This is a genomic window from Roseovarius sp. (assembly GCF_030373445.1).
GTDB lineage: Bacteria > Pseudomonadota > Alphaproteobacteria > Rhodobacterales > Rhodobacteraceae > Roseovarius.
Map to the genome: position 1 here is coordinate 280157 of NZ_JAUCYU010000005.1, position 21615 is coordinate 301771.

Annotated in this window: 24 protein-coding genes; 5 read left to right on the forward strand and 19 right to left on the reverse strand. The window is 65.7% G+C overall.

Features of this window, described 5'->3' with window-relative positions; translation table 11 throughout:
• Window positions 1–15: 15 nt before the first annotated feature.
• From QUV18_RS11705 to QUV18_RS11715, 3 genes are all read left to right on the forward strand, one after another.
• The gene (locus QUV18_RS11705) at window positions 16–570 is read left to right on the forward strand and encodes a fasciclin domain-containing protein (RefSeq protein WP_300894105.1); all 555 of its coding nucleotides are present in this window, start codon (window positions 16–18) and stop codon (window positions 568–570) included.
• A gap of 92 nt (window positions 571–662) precedes the next feature.
• Window positions 663–1142: a peptide-methionine (R)-S-oxide reductase MsrB gene (gene msrB, locus QUV18_RS11710; protein ID WP_300894106.1), complete on the forward strand. Its 480-nt coding sequence runs from the start codon at window positions 663–665 to the stop codon at window positions 1140–1142.
• 168 nt (window positions 1143–1310) lie between these two features.
• Window positions 1311–2531 carry an MFS transporter gene (locus QUV18_RS11715; RefSeq protein WP_300894107.1) on the forward strand — a complete coding sequence of 407 codons (1221 nt, stop codon included), beginning with the start codon at window positions 1311–1313 and terminating at the stop codon, window positions 2529–2531.
• 3 nt (window positions 2532–2534) lie between these two features.
• On the opposite strand, the gene QUV18_RS11720 is transcribed toward QUV18_RS11715, so the two are convergent.
• The 7 genes from QUV18_RS11720 to infC form a co-directional block, all read right to left on the reverse strand.
• Window positions 2535–3158, reverse strand: coding sequence for a DnaJ domain-containing protein (locus QUV18_RS11720; RefSeq protein ID WP_300894108.1), 624 nt, complete (start codon window positions 3156–3158; stop codon window positions 2535–2537).
• 123 nt (window positions 3159–3281) lie between these two features.
• Window positions 3282–3881, reverse strand: a complete 600-nt coding sequence (locus QUV18_RS11725; RefSeq protein WP_300894109.1) for a hypothetical protein — start codon at window positions 3879–3881, stop codon at window positions 3282–3284.
• Between the two features lie 61 nt (window positions 3882–3942).
• The gene (locus tag QUV18_RS11730; protein ID WP_300894110.1) at window positions 3943–4980 is read right to left on the reverse strand and encodes a YeeE/YedE family protein; all 1038 of its coding nucleotides are present in this window, start codon (window positions 4978–4980) and stop codon (window positions 3943–3945) included.
• Between the two features lie 224 nt (window positions 4981–5204).
• On the reverse strand, window positions 5205–6170 hold the full coding sequence (locus tag QUV18_RS11735) for an ABC transporter permease (RefSeq protein WP_300894111.1): 966 nt from the start codon (window positions 6168–6170) through the stop codon (window positions 5205–5207).
• Window positions 6163–7170, reverse strand: a complete 1008-nt coding sequence (locus tag QUV18_RS11740) for an ABC transporter permease (protein ID WP_300894112.1) — start codon at window positions 7168–7170, stop codon at window positions 6163–6165. Before QUV18_RS11740 ends, QUV18_RS11735 begins: the two co-directional genes overlap by 8 nt.
• A 74-nt stretch (window positions 7171–7244) precedes the next feature.
• Complete coding sequence (locus QUV18_RS11745; protein ID WP_300894113.1) at window positions 7245–8951, reverse strand: peptide ABC transporter substrate-binding protein; 1707 nt, start codon at window positions 8949–8951, stop codon at window positions 7245–7247.
• A gap of 236 nt (window positions 8952–9187) precedes the next feature.
• Entirely contained in the window at window positions 9188–9733 is a 546-nt protein-coding gene (gene infC, locus QUV18_RS11750) for a translation initiation factor IF-3 (protein ID WP_300894159.1), read from the reverse strand.
• A gap of 200 nt (window positions 9734–9933) precedes the next feature.
• Here infC and QUV18_RS11755 point away from each other — a divergent pair, with 200 nt between their 5' ends.
• Complete coding sequence (locus QUV18_RS11755) at window positions 9934–10842, forward strand: translation initiation factor 3 (RefSeq protein WP_300894114.1); 909 nt, start codon at window positions 9934–9936, stop codon at window positions 10840–10842.
• A gap of 86 nt (window positions 10843–10928) precedes the next feature.
• Here QUV18_RS11755 and QUV18_RS11760 read toward each other — a convergent pair whose 3' ends face one another.
• From QUV18_RS11760 to cysG, 6 genes are all read right to left on the reverse strand, one after another.
• A complete protein-coding gene (locus tag QUV18_RS11760; RefSeq protein ID WP_300894115.1) occupies window positions 10929–11774 on the reverse strand; it encodes a ferredoxin--NADP reductase in 846 nt (281 codons plus the stop codon).
• A 70-nt stretch (window positions 11775–11844) separates the two neighbouring features.
• A complete protein-coding gene (locus QUV18_RS11765) occupies window positions 11845–12252 on the reverse strand; it encodes a DUF934 domain-containing protein (protein WP_300894116.1) in 408 nt (135 codons plus the stop codon).
• Window positions 12249–12983 (reverse strand): phosphoadenylyl-sulfate reductase, encoded by a 735-nt coding sequence (locus QUV18_RS11770; RefSeq protein WP_300894117.1) that lies wholly within the window; start codon window positions 12981–12983, stop codon window positions 12249–12251. Before QUV18_RS11770 ends, QUV18_RS11765 begins: the two co-directional genes overlap by 4 nt.
• Complete coding sequence (locus tag QUV18_RS11775) at window positions 12970–14637, reverse strand: nitrite/sulfite reductase (protein ID WP_300894118.1); 1668 nt, start codon at window positions 14635–14637, stop codon at window positions 12970–12972. The genes QUV18_RS11770 and QUV18_RS11775 overlap by 14 nt, the downstream gene beginning before the upstream one ends.
• Window positions 14630–14974 (reverse strand): DUF2849 domain-containing protein, encoded by a 345-nt coding sequence (locus QUV18_RS11780; protein WP_300894119.1) that lies wholly within the window; start codon window positions 14972–14974, stop codon window positions 14630–14632. The genes QUV18_RS11775 and QUV18_RS11780 overlap by 8 nt, the downstream gene beginning before the upstream one ends.
• Before the next feature lies 1 nt (window position 14975).
• Window positions 14976–16370 (reverse strand): siroheme synthase CysG, encoded by a 1395-nt coding sequence (cysG, locus tag QUV18_RS11785; protein ID WP_300894120.1) that lies wholly within the window; start codon window positions 16368–16370, stop codon window positions 14976–14978.
• Window positions 16371–16516: 146 nt separating this feature from the next.
• Between cysG and QUV18_RS11790 the strand changes: the two genes are divergently transcribed.
• Window positions 16517–16978 (forward strand): Lrp/AsnC family transcriptional regulator, encoded by a 462-nt coding sequence (locus tag QUV18_RS11790; RefSeq protein WP_300894121.1) that lies wholly within the window; start codon window positions 16517–16519, stop codon window positions 16976–16978.
• 65 nt (window positions 16979–17043) lie between these two features.
• Here QUV18_RS11790 and tpiA read toward each other — a convergent pair whose 3' ends face one another.
• The 6 genes from tpiA to rimK all read right to left on the reverse strand — a co-directional run bounded on the left by tpiA (window position 17044) and on the right by rimK (window position 21556).
• Entirely contained in the window at window positions 17044–17796 is a 753-nt protein-coding gene (gene tpiA / locus QUV18_RS11795; protein WP_300894122.1) for a triose-phosphate isomerase, read from the reverse strand.
• A 56-nt stretch (window positions 17797–17852) separates the two neighbouring features.
• Window positions 17853–18203: an iron-sulfur cluster assembly accessory protein gene (locus tag QUV18_RS11800; protein WP_300894123.1), complete on the reverse strand. Its 351-nt coding sequence runs from the start codon at window positions 18201–18203 to the stop codon at window positions 17853–17855.
• Between the two features lie 28 nt (window positions 18204–18231).
• Entirely contained in the window at window positions 18232–18951 is a 720-nt protein-coding gene (locus QUV18_RS11805) for a DUF3307 domain-containing protein (RefSeq protein WP_300894124.1), read from the reverse strand.
• Window positions 18948–19586 carry a hypothetical protein gene (locus tag QUV18_RS11810; RefSeq protein ID WP_300894125.1) on the reverse strand — a complete coding sequence of 213 codons (639 nt, stop codon included), beginning with the start codon at window positions 19584–19586 and terminating at the stop codon, window positions 18948–18950. Before QUV18_RS11810 ends, QUV18_RS11805 begins: the two co-directional genes overlap by 4 nt.
• 107 nt (window positions 19587–19693) lie before the next feature.
• Entirely contained in the window at window positions 19694–20056 is a 363-nt protein-coding gene (locus tag QUV18_RS11815; RefSeq protein WP_300894126.1) for an SUF system Fe-S cluster assembly protein, read from the reverse strand.
• Between the two features lie 75 nt (window positions 20057–20131).
• Entirely contained in the window at window positions 20132–21556 is a 1425-nt protein-coding gene (gene rimK / locus QUV18_RS11820) for a 30S ribosomal protein S6--L-glutamate ligase (protein ID WP_300894127.1), read from the reverse strand.
• Window positions 21557–21615: the final 59 nt, after the last annotated feature.

Here is a 21615-nt window from a genome sequence, read left to right on the forward strand (position 1 = left end):
GAGAGGAGATACACAATGTTCAACAAGACACTTGTCGCGGCCACGGCCGTTGCCGCCATCAGCGCCGGTGCAGCATTCGCAGAAAACCCGATGGTGGGTGGCGCGCCCATGTATGCCGACAAGAACATCGTGGAAAACGCCGTGAACTCGGCCGATCACGAAACCCTTGTCGCGGCCGTGAAAGCAGCCGGTCTTGTCGACACCCTGTCAGGCGACGGCCCGTTCACTGTGTTCGCACCCACTGACGCGGCCTTTGACAAGCTGCCCGCGGAGACGCTGGAAGCGTTGATGCAGCCGGCATACAAGGACAAGCTGACCGAGATCCTGACCTGCCACGTGGTGTCGGCCGACGCGATGTCGACCGCCATCAAGGGCATGGTCGACGATGACGGCGGCATGCATATCGTCCCGACCGTGGGCGGCTGCGAGCTGGAAGCGACCTACGAGGGCGACAACATCATGCTCAAGGACGAGCGCGGCCAGATGATCAACGTGACGATCGCCGATGTCGACCAGTCGAACGGCGTGATCCACGTCGTCGACACCGTGATCCTGCCCGCTGAAGGCTGAGCCCGATCACCGAAATGTGCAGGGCGGCGCACTTGCCGCGCCGCCCTGCAACCGGCATCTTTGGACCACAAGGACCGAAGGGAGGACCCGCCATGGACCGCAGAGGCTTTATCGCCATGATCCTTCTGGGCGGCACGGCCGTTTCACTGACCTCGCTTGGCGCCGCCAGCTCGGCGTCCGGCAATTTCGAGGTGACCCGCACCGAGGCGGAATGGCGCAACATGCTGACCGACCTGCAGTACAAGGTGATGCGCGAGGAGGGCACCGAGCCCGCGGGCAGCTCGCCGCTCGACAAGCAGTATTCGGCGGGCACCTACCATTGCCGGGGCTGCGACCTGCCGCTTTACCCCTCCGATACCAAGTATGACAGCGGCACCGGCTGGCCCAGCTTCTACCGGCCGCTTGAGAACGCCGTGGAAACCAAGCGGGATTTCAAGCTGATCTACCCGCGCACCGAGGTGCATTGCCGCCGCTGCGGCAGCCACCTGGGCCATATCTTCAACGACGGGCCGGAACCTACGGGGAAACGGCACTGTCTCAATGGCGTGAGCCTGGTTTTCAAGCCGGCGTAGAGGCGCCGACCATCCCGTAATCTCGCAACGGTCGCCGTTCAGGGCGGCCGTTTTTCGTTTGCGCGGTCGCGGCGGAGGCCCGTTTCCGACCTGCGGGTCGCGAACGGAGGCGACAGGGCGCGCGCCGGGGCGCATCCGGTCAGGAAAACAGCAAGTGACAGGCCCCGTATGTTCGAGCGCCATATACCCGAATGGCTTCGCCATGCCCCCGCACCGTCGATGCGCGGTTTCGCCATGCTTGCCGGGGCCGAGGCCGTGGCGCGCGGCATGCTCGTGTCGGTTTTCCCGGTGGCCATGTACAAGGCGTTGGGCGATGCGCAGGTCGTCTCGGCGATCTATTTCCTGACCGGGTTCCTGTCGCTGGTCGCGGGGCTGCTGGTGCCGTGGCTCAACCGGTTCATCCCGCGGCGCTGGCTTTATGCCGGGGCAGGGACGCTGTTCCTGTCGGGCGCGCTGGCGGCAACGACGGGCGGGTCGGGGGTGATCGCCGGGCTGGTGATGATCACGGTCGCGACCGTCTCGCTTTTCGTGTGTTTCAACGCCTACGTGCTGGACTATGTCGAGCGGGCCGAGCTGGGCCGATGCGAGACGCTGCGGATGTTCTACAGCGCGCTCGGCTGGACGATCGGCCCGGTGGCCGGTGTCACCCTCATGCAATGGTGGGGCCCGGCCCCATTCCTTGTCTCCGCGGCGGCGATCTGCGGGCTGCTGACACTGTTTTTCGTGATGCGACTGGGCAACGGCAAGCTGATCACGCGGGCGCGGCGCCCGGCGGCCAACCCGCTTCGCTATCTGGGCCGGTTCTTCGCCCAGCCCAGGCTGGTGGTGGGGTGGCTCTTCGCGGTGATCCGCTCCTGCGGGTGGTGGGCCTACGTCGTCTACCTGCCGATCTACGCGGTCGACAGCGGGCTCGACCCGCAGACCGGCGGGATCATGATGTCGGCCACCAACGCGATCCTGTTCCTGACGCCGGTGATGCTGCGGTGGATGCAGCGGCACACGGTCCGGATGGCGGTGCGGACGGGCTTTGCCTGTGCAGGGATGCTGTTCTTTACCGGCTGGATGCTGGCGCCCACGCCGGCGTTTGCGCTGGTGGCGCTGTTCTGCGCCTCGGGCTTCCTCGTGCTGCTCGATATCTGCGGGGGTCTGCCGTTCCTGATGTCGGTGAAGCCCTCGGAACGGACGGAAATGTCGGCCGTCTATTCCAGCTTCCGCGACGTGTCGGGCATCCTGACGCCGGGGGCGGCGTGGCTGGTGCTGCTGGTGGCGCCGGTCTCGGGGATCTTTGCCTTCGCGGGAATCGCGCTGGCCGGGTGCTGGGGGCTGGCGGCCACGCTGCACCCGCGCCTTGGCGCGCGGCGCGCCGGGCCGGAGCCCGTCACGCCCTGACGCCTACTTGAAGTTCCGGCTCGGCTTGATCTGGTCCCACGCCCAGACGACCTGTTGCAGCTGTTCTTCCTGGCTGCGGTCGCCGCCGTTGATGTCGGGGTGGAGTACCTTGATCAGCGACTTGTAGGCCTTGCGGATATCGGCCTTCGACCAGGTATCCTCGGCCTCGAGAATCTCCAGCGCGCGGCGCTCGGTCGGGGGCAGCTTGCGCTGCTGTGTCCGGTTCTTGCCCGGGTTCTGCGTGGCGTTGCCGCCCAGGACCTGGTGCGGGTCCTCGATGCCCAGCCGGGCCCAGGCGCGCGCCTCGGGGTCGTTGAAGGCCTTGGTCTGGCGTTCCCAAACCTTGTCCTTCGACATCTGGGCGTTCATCTCGGCCTCGGTCGTGCCTTCGAAGAAGTTCCACTTGGTATTGTATTCGCGCACGTGGTCTTTGCAGAACCAGTAGAAATCATCCAGCACATCCGGCGCCTTGGGCGCGCGGTACTTGCCGGGCTCGTTGCAGCCCGGATGATCGCAGACGCGGGTCGAGGTTTCGGACGCACCCGACATGCCGCGCCGGCCGCGCGGGTTCTTCTTCTTCGAAGCGCCGACTGAAATATCGAATCCGAATGGGTCACTCTTGGACATGGGCTTCCCTCTGCGAGTCAGATCGGAGAGTTTAGATTACTGGTTGGCAAATTGAAGAGGGCAGTTTGTAAAAATCTGGTGGAGGAGCGATAAATCGCGAGTGGTGCGGCAGATTTCGCCGCCTCAGCGACGCGGGGTTTCACCGTCCTCTTCTTCCCTTGCGTCATCGGTTATGTCGTCCTGCGTTTCTTCGGTCTCGATCTCGGTCCCAGTTTCGTTCCCGGTTTCGGTCCCGGGCGTTTCGGGCAGCGTTTCCTCGTCCTCGATCCGGACGGGAGCATCGTCATTGGCGGCCTGCTCCTCGGTGTCGGTTTCGGGCAGGTCCTGCGAGTCAGGAACCTCAGGGTCATGGACATCGGGTTCAGGGGCAAGCGTGTCTGCCGCAACTGCCGCGATCGGCTCGCGTCGGGTGAACTTCAGCTCTTCCTCGGGCGCGGGGCCGCGGCGGGCGGTCAGCGACGGCACCGGGCGTTCCGCGGCGCCGTTGCCCTTGGCCTCGCGCCGGAAGACCAGCACGCTGCGGTAGACGGTGTTCGTCGAGGTCAGGCCCTGGCGTTCCTCGCTGGGCAGGATGTCGGCGCGCAGGTATTCCCAACCCTGCGCAGCCATCTCGTTCATGGCCTCTTCGAGCCCGTGCGCGAACCGCGCTTCCGCGCCTTTGACCCCGGGGGCCTTGCGCCCCTTCGCGGGGGCCGGGATTACCTTGTACGTGTAGCGCGTCATGCCGCCTGCCTTTGTTGAAATGCGGCGTGCATCCTAGCGGCAAAGGACGTCAGTGCAAGGCTTACTCGGCGGGATGGGCGCGGGCGGCGGGAACGGCGCCCAGGGCGCGGTTCGTGGCAAGCGCGCCGACGGCCATGGATGCGACGGCGAGGATGGCTGCGATGGAGAGTGTCGGGATGCCCGACAGCCCCGCGCCGACCGTGCAGCCGCCTGCAAGGACGCCCCCGAAGCCCATCAAGGCGCCCCCGGCAAGGTAGCGGCCGGTTTCCGACGGGGAGGAGAAGCTCTGCCACTGGAACCCGCGCGACAGCAGCGCCGCCGCCAGTGCGCCGAGCAGAACGCCGCCGATCAGCCCCGTGCCGAAGCCGGCCGGAATGGCGGTCGAGGCAACGGTGAAGAACAGCGCGTCGGTCATGGGCGAGGTGAAGGCCAGCGATTCCATCGCAATCGGGTCGAAGTCGTCGTAAAGCAGGAAGCCCGTGCCGACCCAGCCCAGCGGCACCAGCACGCCGATCAGGGCGGCCAGCAGCAGCATGCCGGGCCGGTTGCCCGAGCGCAGGGCGTAAAGCAGCGCCGCGGCGGCGATGACGGCCGTCCAGATCAGCGGGTTGCCGGGCAGGGCGGCACTGTCGAGCGGCAGGGTGACGGAGCCCAGCGTCGTGCGCAGGGGCGACAGGATGCCCTTGAGCGCGGCATGGGCGGTGATGGCGAAGATCACCACCACGGTCAGCGCCCGCAGGTTGCCCGAGGCGGACAACACGGTCAGCCGTGAAATGCAGCCCCGGGTAAGCACCATGCCCGCCCCGAAGAGCAGGCCGCCTACGACCACGGCCAGCACGGGCAGGTTGGCGGCCATGAACCGGTGATCGCCGAAGCCGATCCAGCCCTGTGCCACGGCCGCCTGCGTGCCGAGCACCGCCACGGCCAGCGCCGTCAGCCAGATGCCGGCCGCCTGTTTGCGGTCCTCGCCCACGAGTGAGCGGCGCAGGCAGAAACGGGTGATCTGCGCCAGCGCCCCGAAGGCGAGCCCCAGGGCCAGCGCGAACCAGACCACCGCCTGCGGGGCGGTGAGGGTTTCGAAACCGAATTCTTCAAACATGGCAGCCTCGGCAGAGATGCGGAATTTTTTCCCATCTGGCGTGGAATCCGGCGCCGATCAAGTATTCTGACCTGTGAATATCTTGCGGGTTTCGGAAAACGGTTCTCGCATGACTGCGTGGCCAGAACGTTGTTCCGGGTGACAAGAGAGGAACGGTGAAACGTTTTCCCTGTAGGCGGGCCGGCGTGAAGGGGTTCTTATTTGCGGTGAAACGCCGTTGCCGCTCATCGACCGCGGATGCGCGGGTCGAGCGCGTCACGCAGGCCGTCGCCGAGGTAATTGACCGACAGAACCGTCAGCGAGATCGCCACGCCCGGCCAGAACACCCGTTCCGGGTAATCCTGCAGGTAGACCGTCGCGTCGTTCAGCAGGCGGCCCCATGTCGGGAAGTCGGGCGGGAAGCCGAGGCCGAGGAAGCTGAGCGCCGATTCGGTGATGATGGCGTTGGCGATGCCCAGCGTGGCCGAGACCATGATCGGCGACAGCACGTTGGGCAGCACGTGCCGGGTGATCAGGTTGAAATTTGTCGTGCCGATCGAGCGGGCGGCCAGCACGAATTCCCGTTCCTTCAGCGCCAGCACGTCGCCGCGCACGACGCGGGCGGTGGGCATCCAGCTTGTCACGCCGATGGCGAAGACGATCAGGATGAAGATCCCGGTTTCCGGCCCGAACGTGCTGCTGAGCGCCTGCCGGAACAGCAGGACCATAACCAGCAGAAGCGGCAGCAGGGGCAGCGACAGGAACAGGTCTGTCAGCCGCATGAGCGGGCCGTCGAGCCGCCGGAAGAAGCCGGCCAGTACACCGATCAGGCTGCCGAGGCCGAGCGCCAGAAGCATCGCCGTCAGCCCCACGGCGATCGAGACCTGACCGCCCGCCATCATCCGGGCCAGCGTGTCGCGGCCAAGCTGGTCGGTGCCGAACGGGTGCGCCCAGCTCGGTCCCTCGTTGCGGGCGCGGATGTCGATATAGGTGGCGTCGATGGGCCAGACGAGCGGGCCGAGATAGACCACCACGATGATCAGCAGGAAGAGGATGCCGCCCGCCAGCGCGCCGCGGTGGCGCTTGAACTGGTCCCAGACGTCGCGCCACTGGCTGCGGGGCGGGGCGACCGGTTGCGGGTCGGAGAGCGCGCCCAGCGGAGTGGGAGCCGGGGTCTTGGTTGGCGGGGTTTCGGGGGTCGGATCAGTCATAGCGGATCCTCGGGTCGAGCAGGCCGTAAAGAAGGTCGGCGATGATGTTGAAGAGCACGATCAGGACCGCCAGCATGAAGGTGACGGTCTGGACCATCGGCAGGTCGTTGGCCTGGATGGCGGTGATCAGAAGCTGTCCCAGCCCGTTCACCTTGAAGATCTGCTCGGTGATGATGGCGCCTCCGAAGATCTGCGGCACGCCGAGCGCGATGACGGTGACCACCGGGATCATCGAGTTGCGCAGCACGTGGACCATCACCACGATCTGTTCCGAAAGGCCCTTGGCCCGGGCGGTGCGCACGTAATCCTGGTTGAGGTTGTCGAGCATCGAGGCGCGCATGAAGCGGGAAATCTGCGCCGTGGTCTGCAGCGCCAGCACCATGACCGGCATGACCATCTGCTTGAGCTGCATGACGAAGGTATTCCAGTCGACCACCCGGTGCGTGGTGTCATAGATCGACGGCAGCCAGCCCAGCTGGACCGAGAAGATCACGATCACCAGCACGCCCGAGAAGAAGGGCGGCACGGAAAAGCCGACCATGGTGACGAAAGTGCCGACCTGGTCGAAGACGGAATATTGCCGGTAGGCCGAGTAGATGCCGATGGGCAGGGCGATCAGCACGCCCACCACGTAGGCCATCGCCACCACCCAGATCGTCTGGGGCATCCGCTGGACCACGATATCCATCACCGGCGAACGGGTCTGCCAGCTTATGACGCGCTGCTTGTCGGCGGCAAACTCCGTGCCGAACAGGTGGTCGGTCAGCACCATGGGCTCGACCACGAAGAACTGCCACAGCCATTTGCCGAAACGGATATGGGTGGGCTCGCCCAGCCCCAGCGCCTCGCGCATCTGGGCTTTCACTTCCGGCGGGACGGTCAGCGGCACCTGGGCCATCGGGTCGCCCGGCGCCAGTTCCAGCAGAAGGAAGATGACGAGCGCGATGAACAGCAGCGTCGGGACCGACAGGACCAGCCGGCGGATTGTATAGGTCAGCATTCAGCCGCACACCCCCTGAAAGTCACCCTTCGTCGGGCGCGCGGCGACCCCGCGCGCCCGGTCGTGGCAAGCGATCAGTTGGTTTCCTTGCGGTGCCAGTCGGCCGCGTTCCAGAGTTCGCTGTCCCAGGTGTTGAGGATGACACCGCCCAGGCTGTTGGAATGGGCAGACACCCGGCCGCGATCGACGAGCGGGATGATCACGTATTCCTGCATCAGCATGTCGTTCATCGCCTTGGCCAGCTCGGCACGTTTCTCGAGCTCGCCGGTCTGCTGCATCTCGTCGACGAGGGCGTTGTATTCCTCGCTGCAGAAACGCGGCATGTTGTTGCCCTGCCACTGGTTTTCCGGTGCCGGGATCTGTTCGCAGTGCCAGTTCGACATGTAGGCCTCGGGGTCGGTGCCGTCGAAGTTGTTGGCGTACATCTCGACATCGGCGAAGAACTTCTGGAACGTGTCCGGGCTGCCCGGGTCGCCGCCGAAGAAGACGCTGGAGTCGATGTTGCGCAGCTCGGCCTCGACGCCGATTTCCGACCACCACTGCTTGATCAGTGCCTGGAAGTCCTGGCGCACGGCGTTGGTCGAGGTCTGGAACAGCATCGACAGCTCGACCCCATCCTTGTCGCGGGTGCCGTTGCCGTTGGTGTCGGTCCAGCCGGCTTCTTCCAGCACGGCCTTGGCGCCCTCGATGTCCTGCACCTTGCAGTCATCATTGGCGGTGGAGGCGTAGATTTCCGGTGCCGGGAGCACGTTGCAGGTCACGCGGCCCGCGTCGCCATAGCCGATCTCGACCAGCAATTCGCGGTCGATCGCCATGGAGAGCGCCTGTCGCACGGCCTTGTCGGTCAGGAACGGGTGCGGGTGATCGAGCGTCGCCCGGCGGTCGCCGAGGTCGGAGGACGGGTCGGTCTGGTTGACCATGATCCGTTCGACCAGCGTGCCGAAGCCCGAGATGATCTGGCCTTTGCCGGCCGATTCCATGTTGGCCAGCACGTCCGGCGCCAGTTGCAGGTTCCAGGCATAGTCGAACTCGCCCGTCTCGAGAACCGCGCGGCCGGCCGCCGTGGCATCGCCGCCGCCCTTGAAGACGACCGAGGCGAAGGCCGGCTTCTCGGGGTCGCGGTAATTCTCGTTGGCTTCCAGCGTGATCACGTCATTGGGCCGGAAATCCGTCACCACGAAGGGGCCGGTGCCGATCGGGTTGAAGTTCTGCTCGGTGCATTCCGGCGCCTTGGGCCCGAGGCAATCGGCGAATTGCGCCTTTTGCAGGATGGGCGACTGGGCGCCCACGAAGGCGGTATAGGGGAAGGGCTTGGGATTGCGGAAGGTGACCACGGCGGTCAGCTCGTCCGGCGTCTCGATGCTTTCGATGCCGCCGTATTTCTCGATCTGGGCACAGCCGCCGCCCTCGGCGGTGCAGTATTCCCAGCTGAATTTCACGTCTTCGGAGGTGACGGGCGAGCCGTCGGACCAAACCAGGCCTTCTGTCAGCTTCCAGGTGATCGAGGTCAGGTCTTCCGAAACGCCACCGTTTTCCACGGTTGGCACCTCGTCGACGAGCCACGGCACCATGTCGCCGTTCTCGTCGTAGCGGGCCAGCGGTTCGAGCACGAGGCTGGCGGCCTCGAGATCCTTGGTGCCGCCGGACAGGTAGGGGTTCATGATCGAGGGCGCCTGCCAGTAGATGATACCGACCTGGCCGTCTTCACCGCGCTCGGCCTGCGCCATGGGGGCCAGCGCCGATGCGGCGATTCCCCCGATCAGGATTGATCTGAGTGTCATTTTGGGTCTCCCTTGCTGGACGTTCAGTCGTCTCTTGTACGGTTCATGCCCCGTTTGCCGGAGCCGTCCGTTCTTGTTGGTTCGCACGCCGATAGTGACGGAGATGCAGCGAATATCAAGGGTTTCCGTTTACCGGACCGCGACGTCAGCGATTCCGTGCAGGTTGTACCGGAAAAAAGCAAAACCTCCCGCGCGGGTGGCGGGAGGTTCCGGTCGAACGGGTCTGGGAAGAGGGCCTACTTGCCGGCCGGGGCGATGATCATGATCATCTGCCGCCCTTCCATCTTGGGCATGTTCTCGACCTTGCCGATTCCCTCGACATCGCCGGCGACCCGCTGAAGCAGTTCGCGGCCGAGGTCCTGGTGGGCCATCTCGCGGCCGCGGAAACGCAGGGTGACCTTCACCTTGTCGCCATGTTCCAGGAACTTGACCACGTTGCGCATCTTCACGTCGTAGTCATGCGTATCGGTGTTGGGGCGGAACTTCACCTCCTTCACCTCGATGACCTTCTGCTTCTTGCGCGCCTCGGATTCGCGTTTCTGCTGTTCGTACTTGTACTTGCCGTAGTCCATGATCTTGCAGACCGGCGGCGTGGCGTTCGGCGAGATTTCAACGAGATCGAGTTCGGCCTCGAAGGCCAGGTCCATAGCCTTTTCTGGGGTCACCACGCCAATATTTTCTCCCTCCGGGCCGATCAGGCGGATTTCGGGAGCTCGGATCTTTTCATTGACGCGGGGGCCGGTGTCGCGCGTCGGGGGCGCGTTGTGGGGTCTGCGGGCTATGGCTTTGTTCCTTCGTGTCGTGATTGTTTGAGTGCGCAAGGTAGCGTCCCGTAAGGGGCGTTTCAAGCTGCAAAATCAGCGGCTCGGGGCCGAAACGGGGCCGGTTTTCCCTTGCGGCTTTTCTGTTAGGATAGTCATGTGGATATTGGAATACTGAAGGCCGCCGGCTGAGGGGGCGGCCATTGTCAAGGGGAACGACCATGCGAAACCTGCTCTGGATCTTAGTTGCTGTCCTGGTGATCGGCGGCGGATACCTGCTTTTCACCGGGAAATCGGTTCAGGAGGTGCTCGGACTGAGCGACGAGGCGGCGGAAGAGGCGGCCGAGGATGCAGGTGAGGCCGCCGATGCGGCCGGCGAGAGCGCCGAGGAGGCGGCAGAGGCCGCGGAGACCGCGACGGAAGACGCCGCGGACACGACCGAGGCCATGGCCGAAGACGCCGCCGAGGCCGTGGACGAGGCCACCGAGGTGGCGGAAGACGCCGCCGCGGACGCGACGGAAGCCGCAGAGGACGCCGCCGACACCGCGGCCGAGGCCGCACAGGAGGCCGCCGAGGCGGTCGAGGAGATGGCGGACGACGCGGCCGAGACGGCTTCGGAGGCCGCGGATGCAACGGGCGAGGCCGCCAGCGAGGCGATGGACGCCGCCGAGGAGACCGGCAGCGAGGCAATGGAGGCGGCCGAAGAGACCGGCAGCGAGGCGATGGAGGCCACGGAAGAGGCGGCCGAGAGCGCGGCCGATGCGGCTGGTGACACGGCAGAAGCTGTCGAGGACGAGATCATTGAGCTGACCATCGACGATCCGGAGACGGCGCAATCCACCGAGGCCGCCGAAGCCACGAACGAGGCCATGGAAGAGGCGATGGACACCACCGACGGCAGCGAGGCAGGCGCGACCGTCGCCGGGGAGGCTGCGGAAGAAGGGGCCGAGGCCGAAGAGGTGTTCACGGTCGAGGGGTTCGATATCGACCAGGCCGTCGAGCTGATAGAGGCATCGGACCTCGACGCGGTTCGGCGCACCGTATTGATCGAGACGCTGCGCGAGGCTGCCGACAACCCGGAACAGCTCGAAACCGCATTGACCGCGGCGCGCGAGGCGCTTGGTCTCTGAGGCATCCACCTTGGAGTCGAGAAACAAGACCGCGCCGGATGTTCCGGCGCGGTATTCAATTCAGGTCAAGTGCTTGAGTGGCGAAGTTAATCCAGGAAAGCCTTTTCGACCACGTATTCCTTGGGGTCGGAATTGGCGCCTTCGCGAAGGCCGTATTCCTCGAGCATCTCTTTGAGTTCGAGGTTGAAGGCCAGGTTGCCGCAGACCATCGCGCGGTCGGTTTCGGGCGAAAGCGGCTCGACACCGAGATCCTCGAACACCTCGCCCTTGCGCATCAGGTCGGTGATGCGTCCCATCTTGGGGCTCTCTTCGCGGGTGGTGGTGGGGTAGTAGCGCAGCTTCTCGTGGAAGCCCTCGCCGATCAGTTCCGCCAGCATCTCGTCGGAGCGGATGGACTCGATCAGGTCATGGCCGTATTGCAGCTCGCCCACCTCGCGGCAGGTATGGGTGATGATCACCTCGTCGTAATCCTCGTAGGTCTGCGGATCGCGCAGGAGCGAGGCGAAGGGCGCGAACCCGGTGCCGGTGGCGAAGAACCAGATGCGCTTGCCGGGCAGCAGCGCGTCATGCACCAGCGTGCCGACGGGCTTGGGCCGCAGGATGATCTCGTCGCCCGGCTGGATGTGCTGAAGGCGCGAGGTGAGCGGGCCGTCCTGTACCTTGATCGAGTAGAACTCCAGCTCGTCGTCCCAGGAGGGCGAGGCGATGGAATAGGCGCGCAGCAGCGGCTTTTCCTTGCCGGTCTTCTCGTCCTTCTGCATCAGCCCGATCATCACGAACTCGCCCGAGCGGAAGCGCAGGCTGGCGGGGCGGGACACGCGGAAGGAAAACAGCCGGTCCGTCCAGTGCTTCACTTGTGTCACGGTCTGGGCGTCGGGCAGGGTGGGAACTTTCACGGCCTTGGCGTCGGTCACGGTTACGGTCTCGTTCATGAATGCATCCTGCCGGTCCTGTCGACCGGCACCTCCTGTTAATCGTTGAGGACGGTGAGGTGAAGGGGCGTTATCCGCGCAGGCGGGCCTGATAATCGTGGGCCTGCCAGTTTGCCCGGAATTTCCACTCGTCTTCCGGTTGGCGTTTGGCGAGCTCGTCGGAGATTTCCACCTCGTCGAAGCCGGCGCGGCGGGCCATGGCGTACTGGTCGGCGATGACGTGGCCGCGGGCGCGGAGGCGGCCGGTGAAGCCCATCAGGCGAAGCTGGCGGGCGATGGTGAAGCCGCGCCCGTCGGCGAAGCTGGGGAAGTCGACGCGGATCGCCTCGACGCCGTCCAGCCGGCCCGTGAGGGTGGCCGGGTCGGTGTCCGAGGGCAGGTCGAGCGCGGTGGCGTCTGCGGGGGCCTCTTCCAGCGCCAAGAAGTCGCCGTTGAAGCCATCGGGCGCGAACCCTGTGTCGGTCACGATTACGGTCATGCGTTCACTCCTGTCCGGACGAGCTTGCCATCCACGAAATGGATGCCGCACTCGGATTTATCCTCGCCCCGCCAACGGCCTGCGCGAATGTCTTCACCTTCCTTCACGGGCGAGGTGCAGGGCATGCAGCCGATCGACGGGTAACCTTTGGCCACCAGCGGATGGCGCGGCAGGCGGTTTTCTTCCATGTAGGTCTGCACGTCCTCTCGGCGCCAGTGGGCCAGCGGGTTGACCTTGATCCGGCCGGTGCCGGGCTCGACCTCGAAGAACTCCAGCGCCTCGCGGCCGTTGCCGTGAAAGCGTTTGCGGCCGGTGATCCAGCCGTCGAACGGGGCAAGGGCCCTTTGCAGCGGCACGGTCTTGCGCAGGTCGCAGCAGGCGTCGGTGTCGCGCTGGTGCAGCGTGCGGTCCGGGTCGGTGCGGTCGAGCGCGGCCTGATCGGCGCGGATGACGCGCACATCCGTCAGGCCCAGTCGCTCGCTCACTTCCTGCTGGTAGACCAACGTTTCGGCAAAGAGCAACTCGGTGTCGAGGAAGATCACCGGCGTGTCGCGCCGCGCCACCGACACCATGTGCAGAAGCACCACGGATTCGGCGCCGAAGCTCGACACCAGCGCCAGGTCTCCGGCGTCGGGGTCGCGCAGGGCGTGGGCCAGCACGGACGTCGCCGAGTGGTGGCGGTAGCGCTCGTTCAGGCTGGCGACCGTTTTATCCAGATCATTCAGCGGCATAAGCCTCGGCCTTCTCGTAAAGGGCCGTCTTGAACGGCTCCATTCCGACGCGGCGATAAGCTTGCAGGAAGGTCTCTTGCGGGCCTTCGCGCAGCTCGAGATAGGCATAGACGATCCGCTCGACCGCCGGGATGATCTCGTCGGCCGAGAAACCGGGGCCGGTGCGCGTGCCGATGGCCGCGTCCTGCGTGCCGTCGCCGCCCAGCGTGACCTGGTAATTCTCGACGCCCGCGCGATCGAGCCCGAGGATGCCGATATGGCCCACGTGGTGGTGGCCACAGGCATTGATGCAGCCCGAGATCTTGATCTTCATGTCGCCGATCTCGTGCTCGAGCTTGAGCTCGTCGAAGCGGTTGGCGATCTCCTGCGCGATGGGGATCGAGCGGGCGGTCGCGAGAGCGCAGTAATCCATGCCGGGGCAGGCGATGATGTCGGAGATGAGCCCGATATTCGCCGTGGCCAGCCCGTGCTTCTTGAGCGTGGCGTGGATGGCCGGCAGGTCGGATTTGTGGACATGCGGCAGGATCACGTTCTGCTCGTGGCTGATGCGCAGCTCGTCATGGCCGTACTTGCGGGCGATGTCGGCCATCACGCGCATCTGCTCGGCCGAGGCGTCGCCCGGGGTCGCGCCATGCGCCTTGAGGCTGATCTGCACGATGGCATAGCCCGGCGCGCGGTGCTCTGCGAGGTTGGTGTCGGCCCAGGCCCGGAAGATCGGGTCGGTCTTGTAGGCGGTCTCGTAGACGGCGGTGCTGTCCTCGCGGAAGGCGGGGGCGGCGAAGGCGGCCTTGATCTCCTCGAAGAGCTGCACGTCGATGCCGGTAAAGGCCGGGCGGATCGCCTTGAAACGCTCCTCGACACGGGCACGAATGTCTTCGATTCCATGCTCATGCACGGTGATCTTGATGCGCGCCTTGTACTTGTTGTCGCGCCGGCCCAGCAGGTTCCAGACGCTGACGATGGCCTCGACATAGGGCAGCAGGTCTTCCTGCGGCACGAAGTCGTTCAGCACCTTGCCGATCATCGGCGTCCGGCCAAGGCCGCCGCCGACGACGATGCGATAGCCAAGCTCGCCGTCGCGGTCGACGATATGGATGCCGATGTCATGCGCCTTGATCACGGCACGGTCGTTTTCCGAGCCGGTGACGGCGATCTTGAACTTGCGGGGCAGGAACTGGAATTCCGGGTGGTCGGTGGACCATTGGCGCAGCAGCTCGGCCACCGGGCGCGGGTCGGCCACCTCGTCGGCGGCGGCGCCGGCGAAATGGTCGGCGGTGACGTTGCGGATGGTGTTCCCGCTGGTCTGGATGGCGTGCATGTTCACCTCGGCCAGCGCATCGAGCATGTCAGGCACGTCCGGCAGCTTGGGCCAGTTGTACTGGATGTTCTGCCGGGTGGTGAAGTGGCCATAGCCCTTGTCCCATTTCTCGGCGATATAGGCCAGCTGGTCCATCTGACGGCTGCTGATCGTGCCGTAGGGGATGGCGACCCGCAGCATGTAGGCGTGCAGCTGCAGGTAAAGGCCGTTCATCAGGCGCAGGGGCTTGAACTCGTCCTCGGTCAGGTGGCCGGCGACGCGGCGCTCGACCTGGGCGCGGAACTGGCGGTTGCGCTCGGCCACGAAGGCGGCGTCGAATTCGGTATAGTCATACATGGGTCTGCGTCTCCTGTTCGGGGGCGGCGGATTGGGCCGACCCTTCGGATTGCTTGCCGTGGAAATAGTTGGAGGGGCCGGTGCGCCGGAAATCCTCGCGGAAATGGGTGGGTTCGGGGCCCTCGTCGCCGGCGACGGCGTCGGCGAGGTAGACGCCTACGACCGTCTCGGTCTGGGCCGTGGCGAAGAGCAGGCGTTCGTCGGCGACGGCCTCGTCTTCGAGCAGCTCGGCCTGGGAGAGCTCGCGGGACCAGCTGTCATCTGCGGCGAGGTAGACCACGTCGCCCTCGATCAGGGCGTTGGCCGTGACGACCTTGGGGGTGAATGGTTTGGCCATGTCAGGCAAGCTCCTGTTCGGCGTGGGAAATCTCGGCCTGTGCCGCGCGGGGGGCGAGGCCGTAGAAGGTAAGCGCGGGGCCGGTCAGCCCGGCCTCGGTGAGGTCCTGCGGCAGCCGCTCGAGCGTGGTGGAGAGCACCCGCTGATCGGGGCGCGAGGCGTTTTCGATCACGGTGACGGGCGTGGCGCGGTCGGCGCCATGCATGATCAGCCTACCTTGGATGAACCGGGCGGATTTCTTGCCCATGTAGATCGCCGCGACCTCGCCGGTGCGGGCCAGCGCCTTCCAGTCGTGGTCGGCAAAACCCTTCATGTCATGGCCCGTGAGGTAGCGGACGGAGGAGTTGCGCTCGCGCTTGGTGAGGCTCTGGCCGATGGCGGCGACGGAGGCCGAGGCGGCGGTGATGCCGGGGACGACGTGCCAGCCCAGGCCGGCGGCGTCGACGGCTTCGATCTCCTCGTCGAGGCGGCCGAAGATGGTGGGGTCGCCGCCCTTGAGGCGGACGACTTGCGCGCCTTTGGTTCCGTGCTCGACGATCAGGCGGCTGATCTCCTCCTGGCTCATGGAGGGGCCGAAGCCTTCCTTGCCGGCGTCGATCAGCACCGCCTCGCGCCGGGCGAGTTCGAGGATCTCGGGCGTGACGAGCCGGTCGTGGATGACCACGTCGGCGGTGTCGAGCGCCTTGCGGGCCTTGAGCGTCAGCAGCTCCGGATCGCCGGGGCCGGCGCCGACGAAGGCGACGTGGCCATCGCGGTCGGCCGCGTTTTCATGTTTCGTCAGAAGGGTTTGAAGGGCGTCCTTCACCGTGCCTTCGCCGCCGTCATCCATGGCGCGGGGGCCGGCGTTGAAGTAGTAGTCGGCCCAGAAATCACGGCGGCGGCGGCCGAAGGGCAGCACCTCGACGGCCTTGCGGAAGCCCTTGCCGATGCGGGCGAGCGTGCCCAGCGTGGCGGGCAGGCGCGCCTCGAGATCGGCCTTGATGGCGCGGGCCAGCACGGGGGCGGCGCCCTCGGTGCCGATGGCCACGGTCACCGGGTCGCGGTCGACGATGGCGGGGGTGATGAACTGGCTGTCCTCGAGGTTGTCGACGATGTTGACGAGCGCGCCGTCGGCCGTGGCGATGGCGGCGGTGCGGGCGTCTTCGGTTGCGTCCTCGTCTGCGGCGTAGAACATCACGGCGCCGGCGGTGTCGCCGGGTTCAAGGGCGCGGCGGGTGAGGGTCAGGCGGCCTTCGGTGGCCCAGGCCTCGATCTCGGGCGCGGGGGACGGGGTGAAGACGGCAAGCTCTGCCTCGGTCTTCATCAGCAGGCGCAGCTTGGCCAGCGCCGCCTCTCCGCCGCCCGAGAGGGCGACGCGGCGGCCTTCCAGCGCCATGAAGATCGGGAAATGTTTCATCTGTGCCGTCTCCGCGTTGCGATTGACTTCCTCCTCTATATAGAAAATATTCCCGGTTATTCGCCATACGCGGATGGAAATAAGGACATATGTTCCAGTTTGGTGGCAAGCCAGACGGAATGTTCCAGCGGAAGGACAAATCAGGAATGGCTGTTCGCCTCGACGAGCTCGACCGGAAAATCCTTGTGGAATTGCAGCGCGACGGCGGGCAGTCGCTGGACGACATCGCCAAGGCGGTGGGCAGTTCCAAGACGCCCGTGTGGAACCGGATTCGCAAGATGCGCGAGGGCGGGGTGATCCGGCAGCAGACTTTCTTGCTGGATGCTGAAGCCCTGGGGTTCGAGGCGTGTTTCTTCGTGCTGATCCGCACGTCGGAACATGACGCGGAATGGCAGGCAAGGTTTCTCAAGGCGTTAAAGGACCGCCCGGAGGTGCAGGAGGCGCACAGGCTGGCCGGTGATATCGACTATATTTTAAAGGTGGTCGTGGCCAATGCGCGGGCCTATGACACGTTCTACCAAGCGCTGATTTCCGAGGTGAAGGTGCATAACGTGACGGCGCTTTTGTCGATGGAAGAGATCAAGTCGACCACCATGCTGCCGCTGTGATTCAGACGTCGGTATAACGTCGGTATTTTGTCGGTATCACGTCGGTGCGATGCACCGTGCCCGACTTAAGCCGTGGCTTCCAGTGCCTTGATGATGGGCGAGAAATCCTCGGCCTTGAGGCTGGCGCCGCCGACCAGCGCGCCGTCGACATTGTCGGTGGCGAAGATCTCGGCCGCGTTGCCCGGTTTGACCGACCCGCCGTAGAGCAGGCGGATGGCGCGGCCCTCGGCCTCGCCGAAGCGGCGGACGAGGCGGGCGCGGATGAAATCGTGCACCTCGTCGATCTGCTCGGTCGTCGGGGTCTTGCCGGTGCCGATGGCCCAGACCGGTTCGTAGGCGATGACGGTGTTGGCGCCGGTGGTGATGTCGGGCACGGAGGTGGCGAGTTGGCCGGCGATGATGTCGAGCGTGTTGGCGGCATCGCGCTGTGCCTCGGATTCGCCGAGGCAGATGATGGCGGTCAGGCCGGTTTCGAGCACGGCGCGGGCCTTCTGGCGGACCAGCGCGCTTGACTCGTTGTGGTCTTCGCGGCGTTCGGAATGGCCGAGGATCACGGCGGTGGCGCCGGTATCGGCGACCATGGCGGCGGAGATGTCGCCGGTATGGGCGCCGGAGGGTTCGTAATGGCAATCCTGCGCGCCGATCATGATCGGGCTGCCGGCGGCCAGTTCGGCGGCTTGTACCAGCAGCGGGGCGGGCGGGCAGACGAGGATATCGACGGCGGCCTCGGGGTGGGCGGCGGCGATCTTCTCCAGCTCGGCCAGGGCCGCGCGGGTTCCGTTCATCTTCCAGTTGCCGGCGGCCAGCTTGCGCATCATCCCAGAGCCCTCTCGTTTTCTTTTTTCTTAGATCGGGAGGGGTTGGGGTGCAATCCTCACATGCCCTCGAACTTGATCGATTCGCCGCAGCCGCAGGCCTCGGTCACGTTGGGGTTGTTGAAGACGAAGCCGGATTCGAGCAGCGAGGTCTGGTAGTCGATCTCGGTGCCGAAGAGGAACATCTGGGCCATCGGCGCGATCATCACGCGGGCGCCGTCCTGTTCGACGACCTCGTCGTTGGGGTCGACCTCGGTGACGTAATCCATGGTGTATTCCATGCCCGCGCAGCCACCCTTCTTGACGCCGATGCGCAGGCCCTTGGTGTCGCCCTTGCTCATCAGCTTCGCGATCTGGGACGCGGCTGTCGGGGTCATGGTGACCGCCTGTTTTCCGGGAATGCCGAACATGGAATGATCCTTCTGCCTGCCCCTGAACTTAAGGCCGGAGCGCGCCGATCTCAAGGGCCGGGAGCATCGACAGAAGGCCTTGCGTGGCGAGCGTGACGGCGATGGCCCAGCCGAAGGAGGCGAGCGTGCCGATGATGACGTATTCGGCGGTGCGCTGGTCCTTGGTGGCGGTGCCGAAGCGCAGGATCGACTTGGCGCCGACGAGGAAGCCCACGCCGATCGGGTGGCTGGTGAGAATGAAGAGGAAGATGAGGCCGCGTTCGAGGAGGCCGATCTGCTGCCCGCCGAGGCGGAGGCCGGCGCTGCGGATGCGGGGGCCGTGGGGGCGCATCAGCAGGCTGACGGCGTATTGCCCGGCGATCAGCGCGATGATGAGCCCCGCGCCCAGCGCCATGAGCGGCAGGAGGACGGGGAAGGCGGACCAGGGACCGGAAGCCCAGAGGCCGGGGGCATAGGCCGCCACCGCGGCGATGGTGGCGATATGGGCGGCCTGGTCGGTGATGTAGGCGGTGAGCGAGGTGAACCTGCCCCATGTCTTGATGCCGTCGATGACGAGATGGGCGGCGGCCAGCGCGAGGAGTTCGGGGGCGTCGGGGCGTCCGATGGCGGCCTGGGCGGTGACCAGCACGATGGCGCCGTGCAGGAGCATCACGTGGGGGCGGTGCTTGTTCGCGTTGATCCAGTTGGTCTGGAACAGGAAATCGGCCAGCGCATGGGCGAAAAGCAGGGCGGTGAAGGTTTCGATCATGCGGGGGCCTCGAAATTGTGGCTGCGGAAGGCGTGGCGCGCATGGGCGAAAGCGGAGAGGCCGGAGCCCTTGAGGCGGGATTCGAAGGCCTGGCGGCTGATGCCGAGGGTGCGGGCGCGCTCGGCATTGGTGGTGTGGGTGGGGTCGAGCAGGGTGACGGCGACCGCCTCGGCCTGTTGGGCGGTCCAGCCGCTGACGATCCAGTCGGCGAGCGCGATGACGCCGCGCTGCCAGTCGGTGACGCCGTGGCCGGCGATGGCGGCGGTCTCGGTGTCGAGGGTTTCGAGCAGGTCGCCGGAAGTGACGAAGGCCGCGCCGGAGGCGTCGGAGAGGTCGGCGGTGCCGGGGGAGTCGACCGGGCCGAGGCCGATGGCGATGCGGGTGGCGAGCCCGGTATCGGCCGCGCGCAGGGTGGCGGCGAGGGCGAGATACGCGTGAAGGGCAAGGTGCGGATCGGGCAGGAGGACCTGCCAGCCATCGCCGCGGTTCCGGGTGAAGCGGGCGGGGAATCCGTGAACGGTTTCAAGGGATTGCGCGGCGTTCTTCAGGCTGTCCATGGCCGCGTCGACCGCCGTGGCGGGGACGTCGCGGGAGCCGATCAGATCGCCGGTGAAGACAGCCTGCACGCGGGGCATGACAGGGAAACCCTTTGCATTCGTTAGATGCAAGTTATAAGGGTTGCTTTGCGCTAATGCAAGTGAAAAGGCTTGCTTGGCGAAGATGCAAGCCAAAAGGCTTGCTTTTACATGAAGCCCAGTTCGAGCCTTGCCTCGTCGGACATCATGTCCATGCCCCAGGGCGGCTCCCACGTGAGCTCGACATCGACATGCTTGACGCCTTCCAGCGGCTCGATCGCGTCGGCGACCCAGCCCGGCATTTCGCCGGCGACGGGGCAGCCCGGCGCGGTCAGCGTCATGATGACACGCACGGCGTTTTCCTTGTCGATGTCGATCGTGTAGACCAGCCCGAGATCGTAGATATTGACAGGGATTTCAGGGTCGTAGACGGAACGGCATGCCTCGACCACCGGCTCGTAGAGCGGGTGTTCCGTGCTGGACGGTGCGATGAGAGGGGTGCCCTCGAGCGGTTCCGGGCTCTGAGTCATCGGGTATTCCTGACGTTCCTATCCTGAGAGAACATATAGGATTTATCGGCGGCGGCGTCCAGAGGGCGCGGGGGGTCAGGTCTCCTTTGACGCACCCTGGGAGGTGGACTTGCGGCGGCGGATCGGGACGGGGCGGACGCGGGCCTCGATCTGTTCGTAGAGCTTGCCGACGATGTTCTTGCCGGTCGAGGTTTCGATGCCCTCGAAACCGGGGGAGGAATTGACCTCGAGCACCTTGGGCCCGGTTTCCGAGCGCAGGAGGTCGACGCCGGCCATGTTGAGGTCGAAGGCGCGGGCGGCGCGGACGGCGGTTTCGCGTTCCTCCTTGGTGATGCGGACGGATTTGGCGGTGCCGCCGCGGTGCAGGTTGGAGCGGAAATCGCCTTCGGCGCCGGTGCGTTTCATCGAGGCCACGACCTTGCCGCCGATCACGAGGCAGCGGATGTCCTCGCCCGCCGCCTCCTTGACGAAGCTTTGCACGAGGAAGTTGGCCTTGAGCCCGCGGAAGGCGTCAATGACGGATTCGGCGGCTTTCTTGGTTTCGGCCAGCACGACGCCCTTGCCCTGCGTCGATTCCAGCAGCTTGACGATCAGGGGCGTGGTGCCCACGAGGCTGATGATGTTGGCGGTGTCGCGGGGCGAGCTGGCGAAGGCGGTGTTGGGCATGCCGATGCGGGCGCGGGCCATGATCTGGTGGGCGTAGAGCTTGTCGCGGCTGGCGGAAATGCCGGCGGCGCCGTTGACGCAATAGGTGCCGATGGTCTCGAACTGGCGGATGATGGCGGCGCCGTAGGGGGTGATCGAGGCGCCGATGCGGGGGATCACCGCGTCGAAGCGGGGCAGGCGCTTGCCGTCGTAATGCACCTCGGGGGCCAGCGCGTTGATGGCCATGTAGCAGCGGGTGGTGTTGATCACCTCGACCGCGTGGCCGCGTTTCTCGCCCTCCTCGACGAGACGGCGGGTGGAGTAGTTGTCTTCCCGGCTGAGCACGCAGATGCGGAGTGCCCGTTTCGGCGCCACCTCGCGCATGCGGGAGGTGTGGTAGACGTCGTAGCTGAGTTCCGGTTGCAGGAAGCGGTCGGTGGCGGCGATCGAGATGTGATCCTTCATCGCCTGCCGGCCCAGCAGCATCCGCGAGGTCATGGTCGACCGGTTGGTGAGCGTGATCTCGATGGGCCATTTCTGGCCGTTGACCAGAAGGGTGCTTTCGATGACGTAGCGCATCTCCTTCTCGCCGTTGGAGGAGGCGACCTCGCGCCGGTCGACGATGTTGGCGGAGCAGGGAATCACCAGGTCGTCACGCCCGGGGATGGGGTGGACGGTGAAGCGCACCTTGGGCTTCGCCTGGGTGCCGAAGGTCTCGATATCGAAGGCGTGAAGGGCCGAGGTGCGGGCGCCGGTATCGACCTTGGCGCGCAGGGCGGGGACGCCCAGATCGGGGAGCGATATCCATTCTTCCCATCCGAATTGCAGTGTTTCCGGCGTTTCGGATTGGGTCATGAACGTCTCCCTCTAGATCTTGATCGGGGCGTCTTGATGCGCCTTTGGCCCTGCTGGCC

What these genes read in the sequence shown, in the direction of transcription:
- QUV18_RS11705 (WP_300894105.1), top strand. Translation starts at nt 16, where the DNA reads ATGTTCAACAAGACACTTGTCGCGGCCACGGCCGTTGCCGCCATCAGC.
- msrB (WP_300894106.1), top strand. Translation starts at nt 663, where the DNA reads ATGGACCGCAGAGGCTTTATCGCCATGATCCTTCTGGGCGGCACGGCC.
- QUV18_RS11715 (WP_300894107.1), top strand. Translation starts at nt 1,311, where the DNA reads ATGTTCGAGCGCCATATACCCGAATGGCTTCGCCATGCCCCCGCACCG.
- QUV18_RS11720 (WP_300894108.1), bottom strand. Translation starts at nt 3,158, where the DNA reads ATGTCCAAGAGTGACCCATTCGGATTCGATATTTCAGTCGGCGCTTCG.
- QUV18_RS11725 (WP_300894109.1), bottom strand. Translation starts at nt 3,881, where the DNA reads ATGACGCGCTACACGTACAAGGTAATCCCGGCCCCCGCGAAGGGGCGC.
- QUV18_RS11730 (WP_300894110.1), bottom strand. Translation starts at nt 4,980, where the DNA reads ATGTTTGAAGAATTCGGTTTCGAAACCCTCACCGCCCCGCAGGCGGTG.
- QUV18_RS11735 (WP_300894111.1), bottom strand. Translation starts at nt 6,170, where the DNA reads ATGACTGATCCGACCCCCGAAACCCCGCCAACCAAGACCCCGGCTCCC.
- QUV18_RS11740 (WP_300894112.1), bottom strand. Translation starts at nt 7,170, where the DNA reads ATGCTGACCTATACAATCCGCCGGCTGGTCCTGTCGGTCCCGACGCTG.
- QUV18_RS11745 (WP_300894113.1), bottom strand. Translation starts at nt 8,951, where the DNA reads ATGACACTCAGATCAATCCTGATCGGGGGAATCGCCGCATCGGCGCTG.
- QUV18_RS11755 (WP_300894114.1), top strand. Translation starts at nt 9,934, where the DNA reads ATGCGAAACCTGCTCTGGATCTTAGTTGCTGTCCTGGTGATCGGCGGC.
- QUV18_RS11760 (WP_300894115.1), bottom strand. Translation starts at nt 11,774, where the DNA reads ATGAACGAGACCGTAACCGTGACCGACGCCAAGGCCGTGAAAGTTCCC.
- QUV18_RS11765 (WP_300894116.1), bottom strand. Translation starts at nt 12,252, where the DNA reads ATGACCGTAATCGTGACCGACACAGGGTTCGCGCCCGATGGCTTCAAC.
- QUV18_RS11770 (WP_300894117.1), bottom strand. Translation starts at nt 12,983, where the DNA reads ATGCCGCTGAATGATCTGGATAAAACGGTCGCCAGCCTGAACGAGCGC.
- QUV18_RS11775 (WP_300894118.1), bottom strand. Translation starts at nt 14,637, where the DNA reads ATGTATGACTATACCGAATTCGACGCCGCCTTCGTGGCCGAGCGCAAC.
- QUV18_RS11780 (WP_300894119.1), bottom strand. Translation starts at nt 14,974, where the DNA reads ATGGCCAAACCATTCACCCCCAAGGTCGTCACGGCCAACGCCCTGATC.
- cysG (WP_300894120.1), bottom strand. Translation starts at nt 16,370, where the DNA reads ATGAAACATTTCCCGATCTTCATGGCGCTGGAAGGCCGCCGCGTCGCC.
- QUV18_RS11790 (WP_300894121.1), top strand. Translation starts at nt 16,517, where the DNA reads ATGGCTGTTCGCCTCGACGAGCTCGACCGGAAAATCCTTGTGGAATTG.
- tpiA (WP_300894122.1), bottom strand. Translation starts at nt 17,796, where the DNA reads ATGATGCGCAAGCTGGCCGCCGGCAACTGGAAGATGAACGGAACCCGC.
- QUV18_RS11800 (WP_300894123.1), bottom strand. Translation starts at nt 18,203, where the DNA reads ATGTTCGGCATTCCCGGAAAACAGGCGGTCACCATGACCCCGACAGCC.
- QUV18_RS11805 (WP_300894124.1), bottom strand. Translation starts at nt 18,951, where the DNA reads ATGATCGAAACCTTCACCGCCCTGCTTTTCGCCCATGCGCTGGCCGAT.
- QUV18_RS11810 (WP_300894125.1), bottom strand. Translation starts at nt 19,586, where the DNA reads ATGCCCCGCGTGCAGGCTGTCTTCACCGGCGATCTGATCGGCTCCCGC.
- QUV18_RS11815 (WP_300894126.1), bottom strand. Translation starts at nt 20,056, where the DNA reads ATGACTCAGAGCCCGGAACCGCTCGAGGGCACCCCTCTCATCGCACCG.
- rimK (WP_300894127.1), bottom strand. Translation starts at nt 21,556, where the DNA reads ATGACCCAATCCGAAACGCCGGAAACACTGCAATTCGGATGGGAAGAA.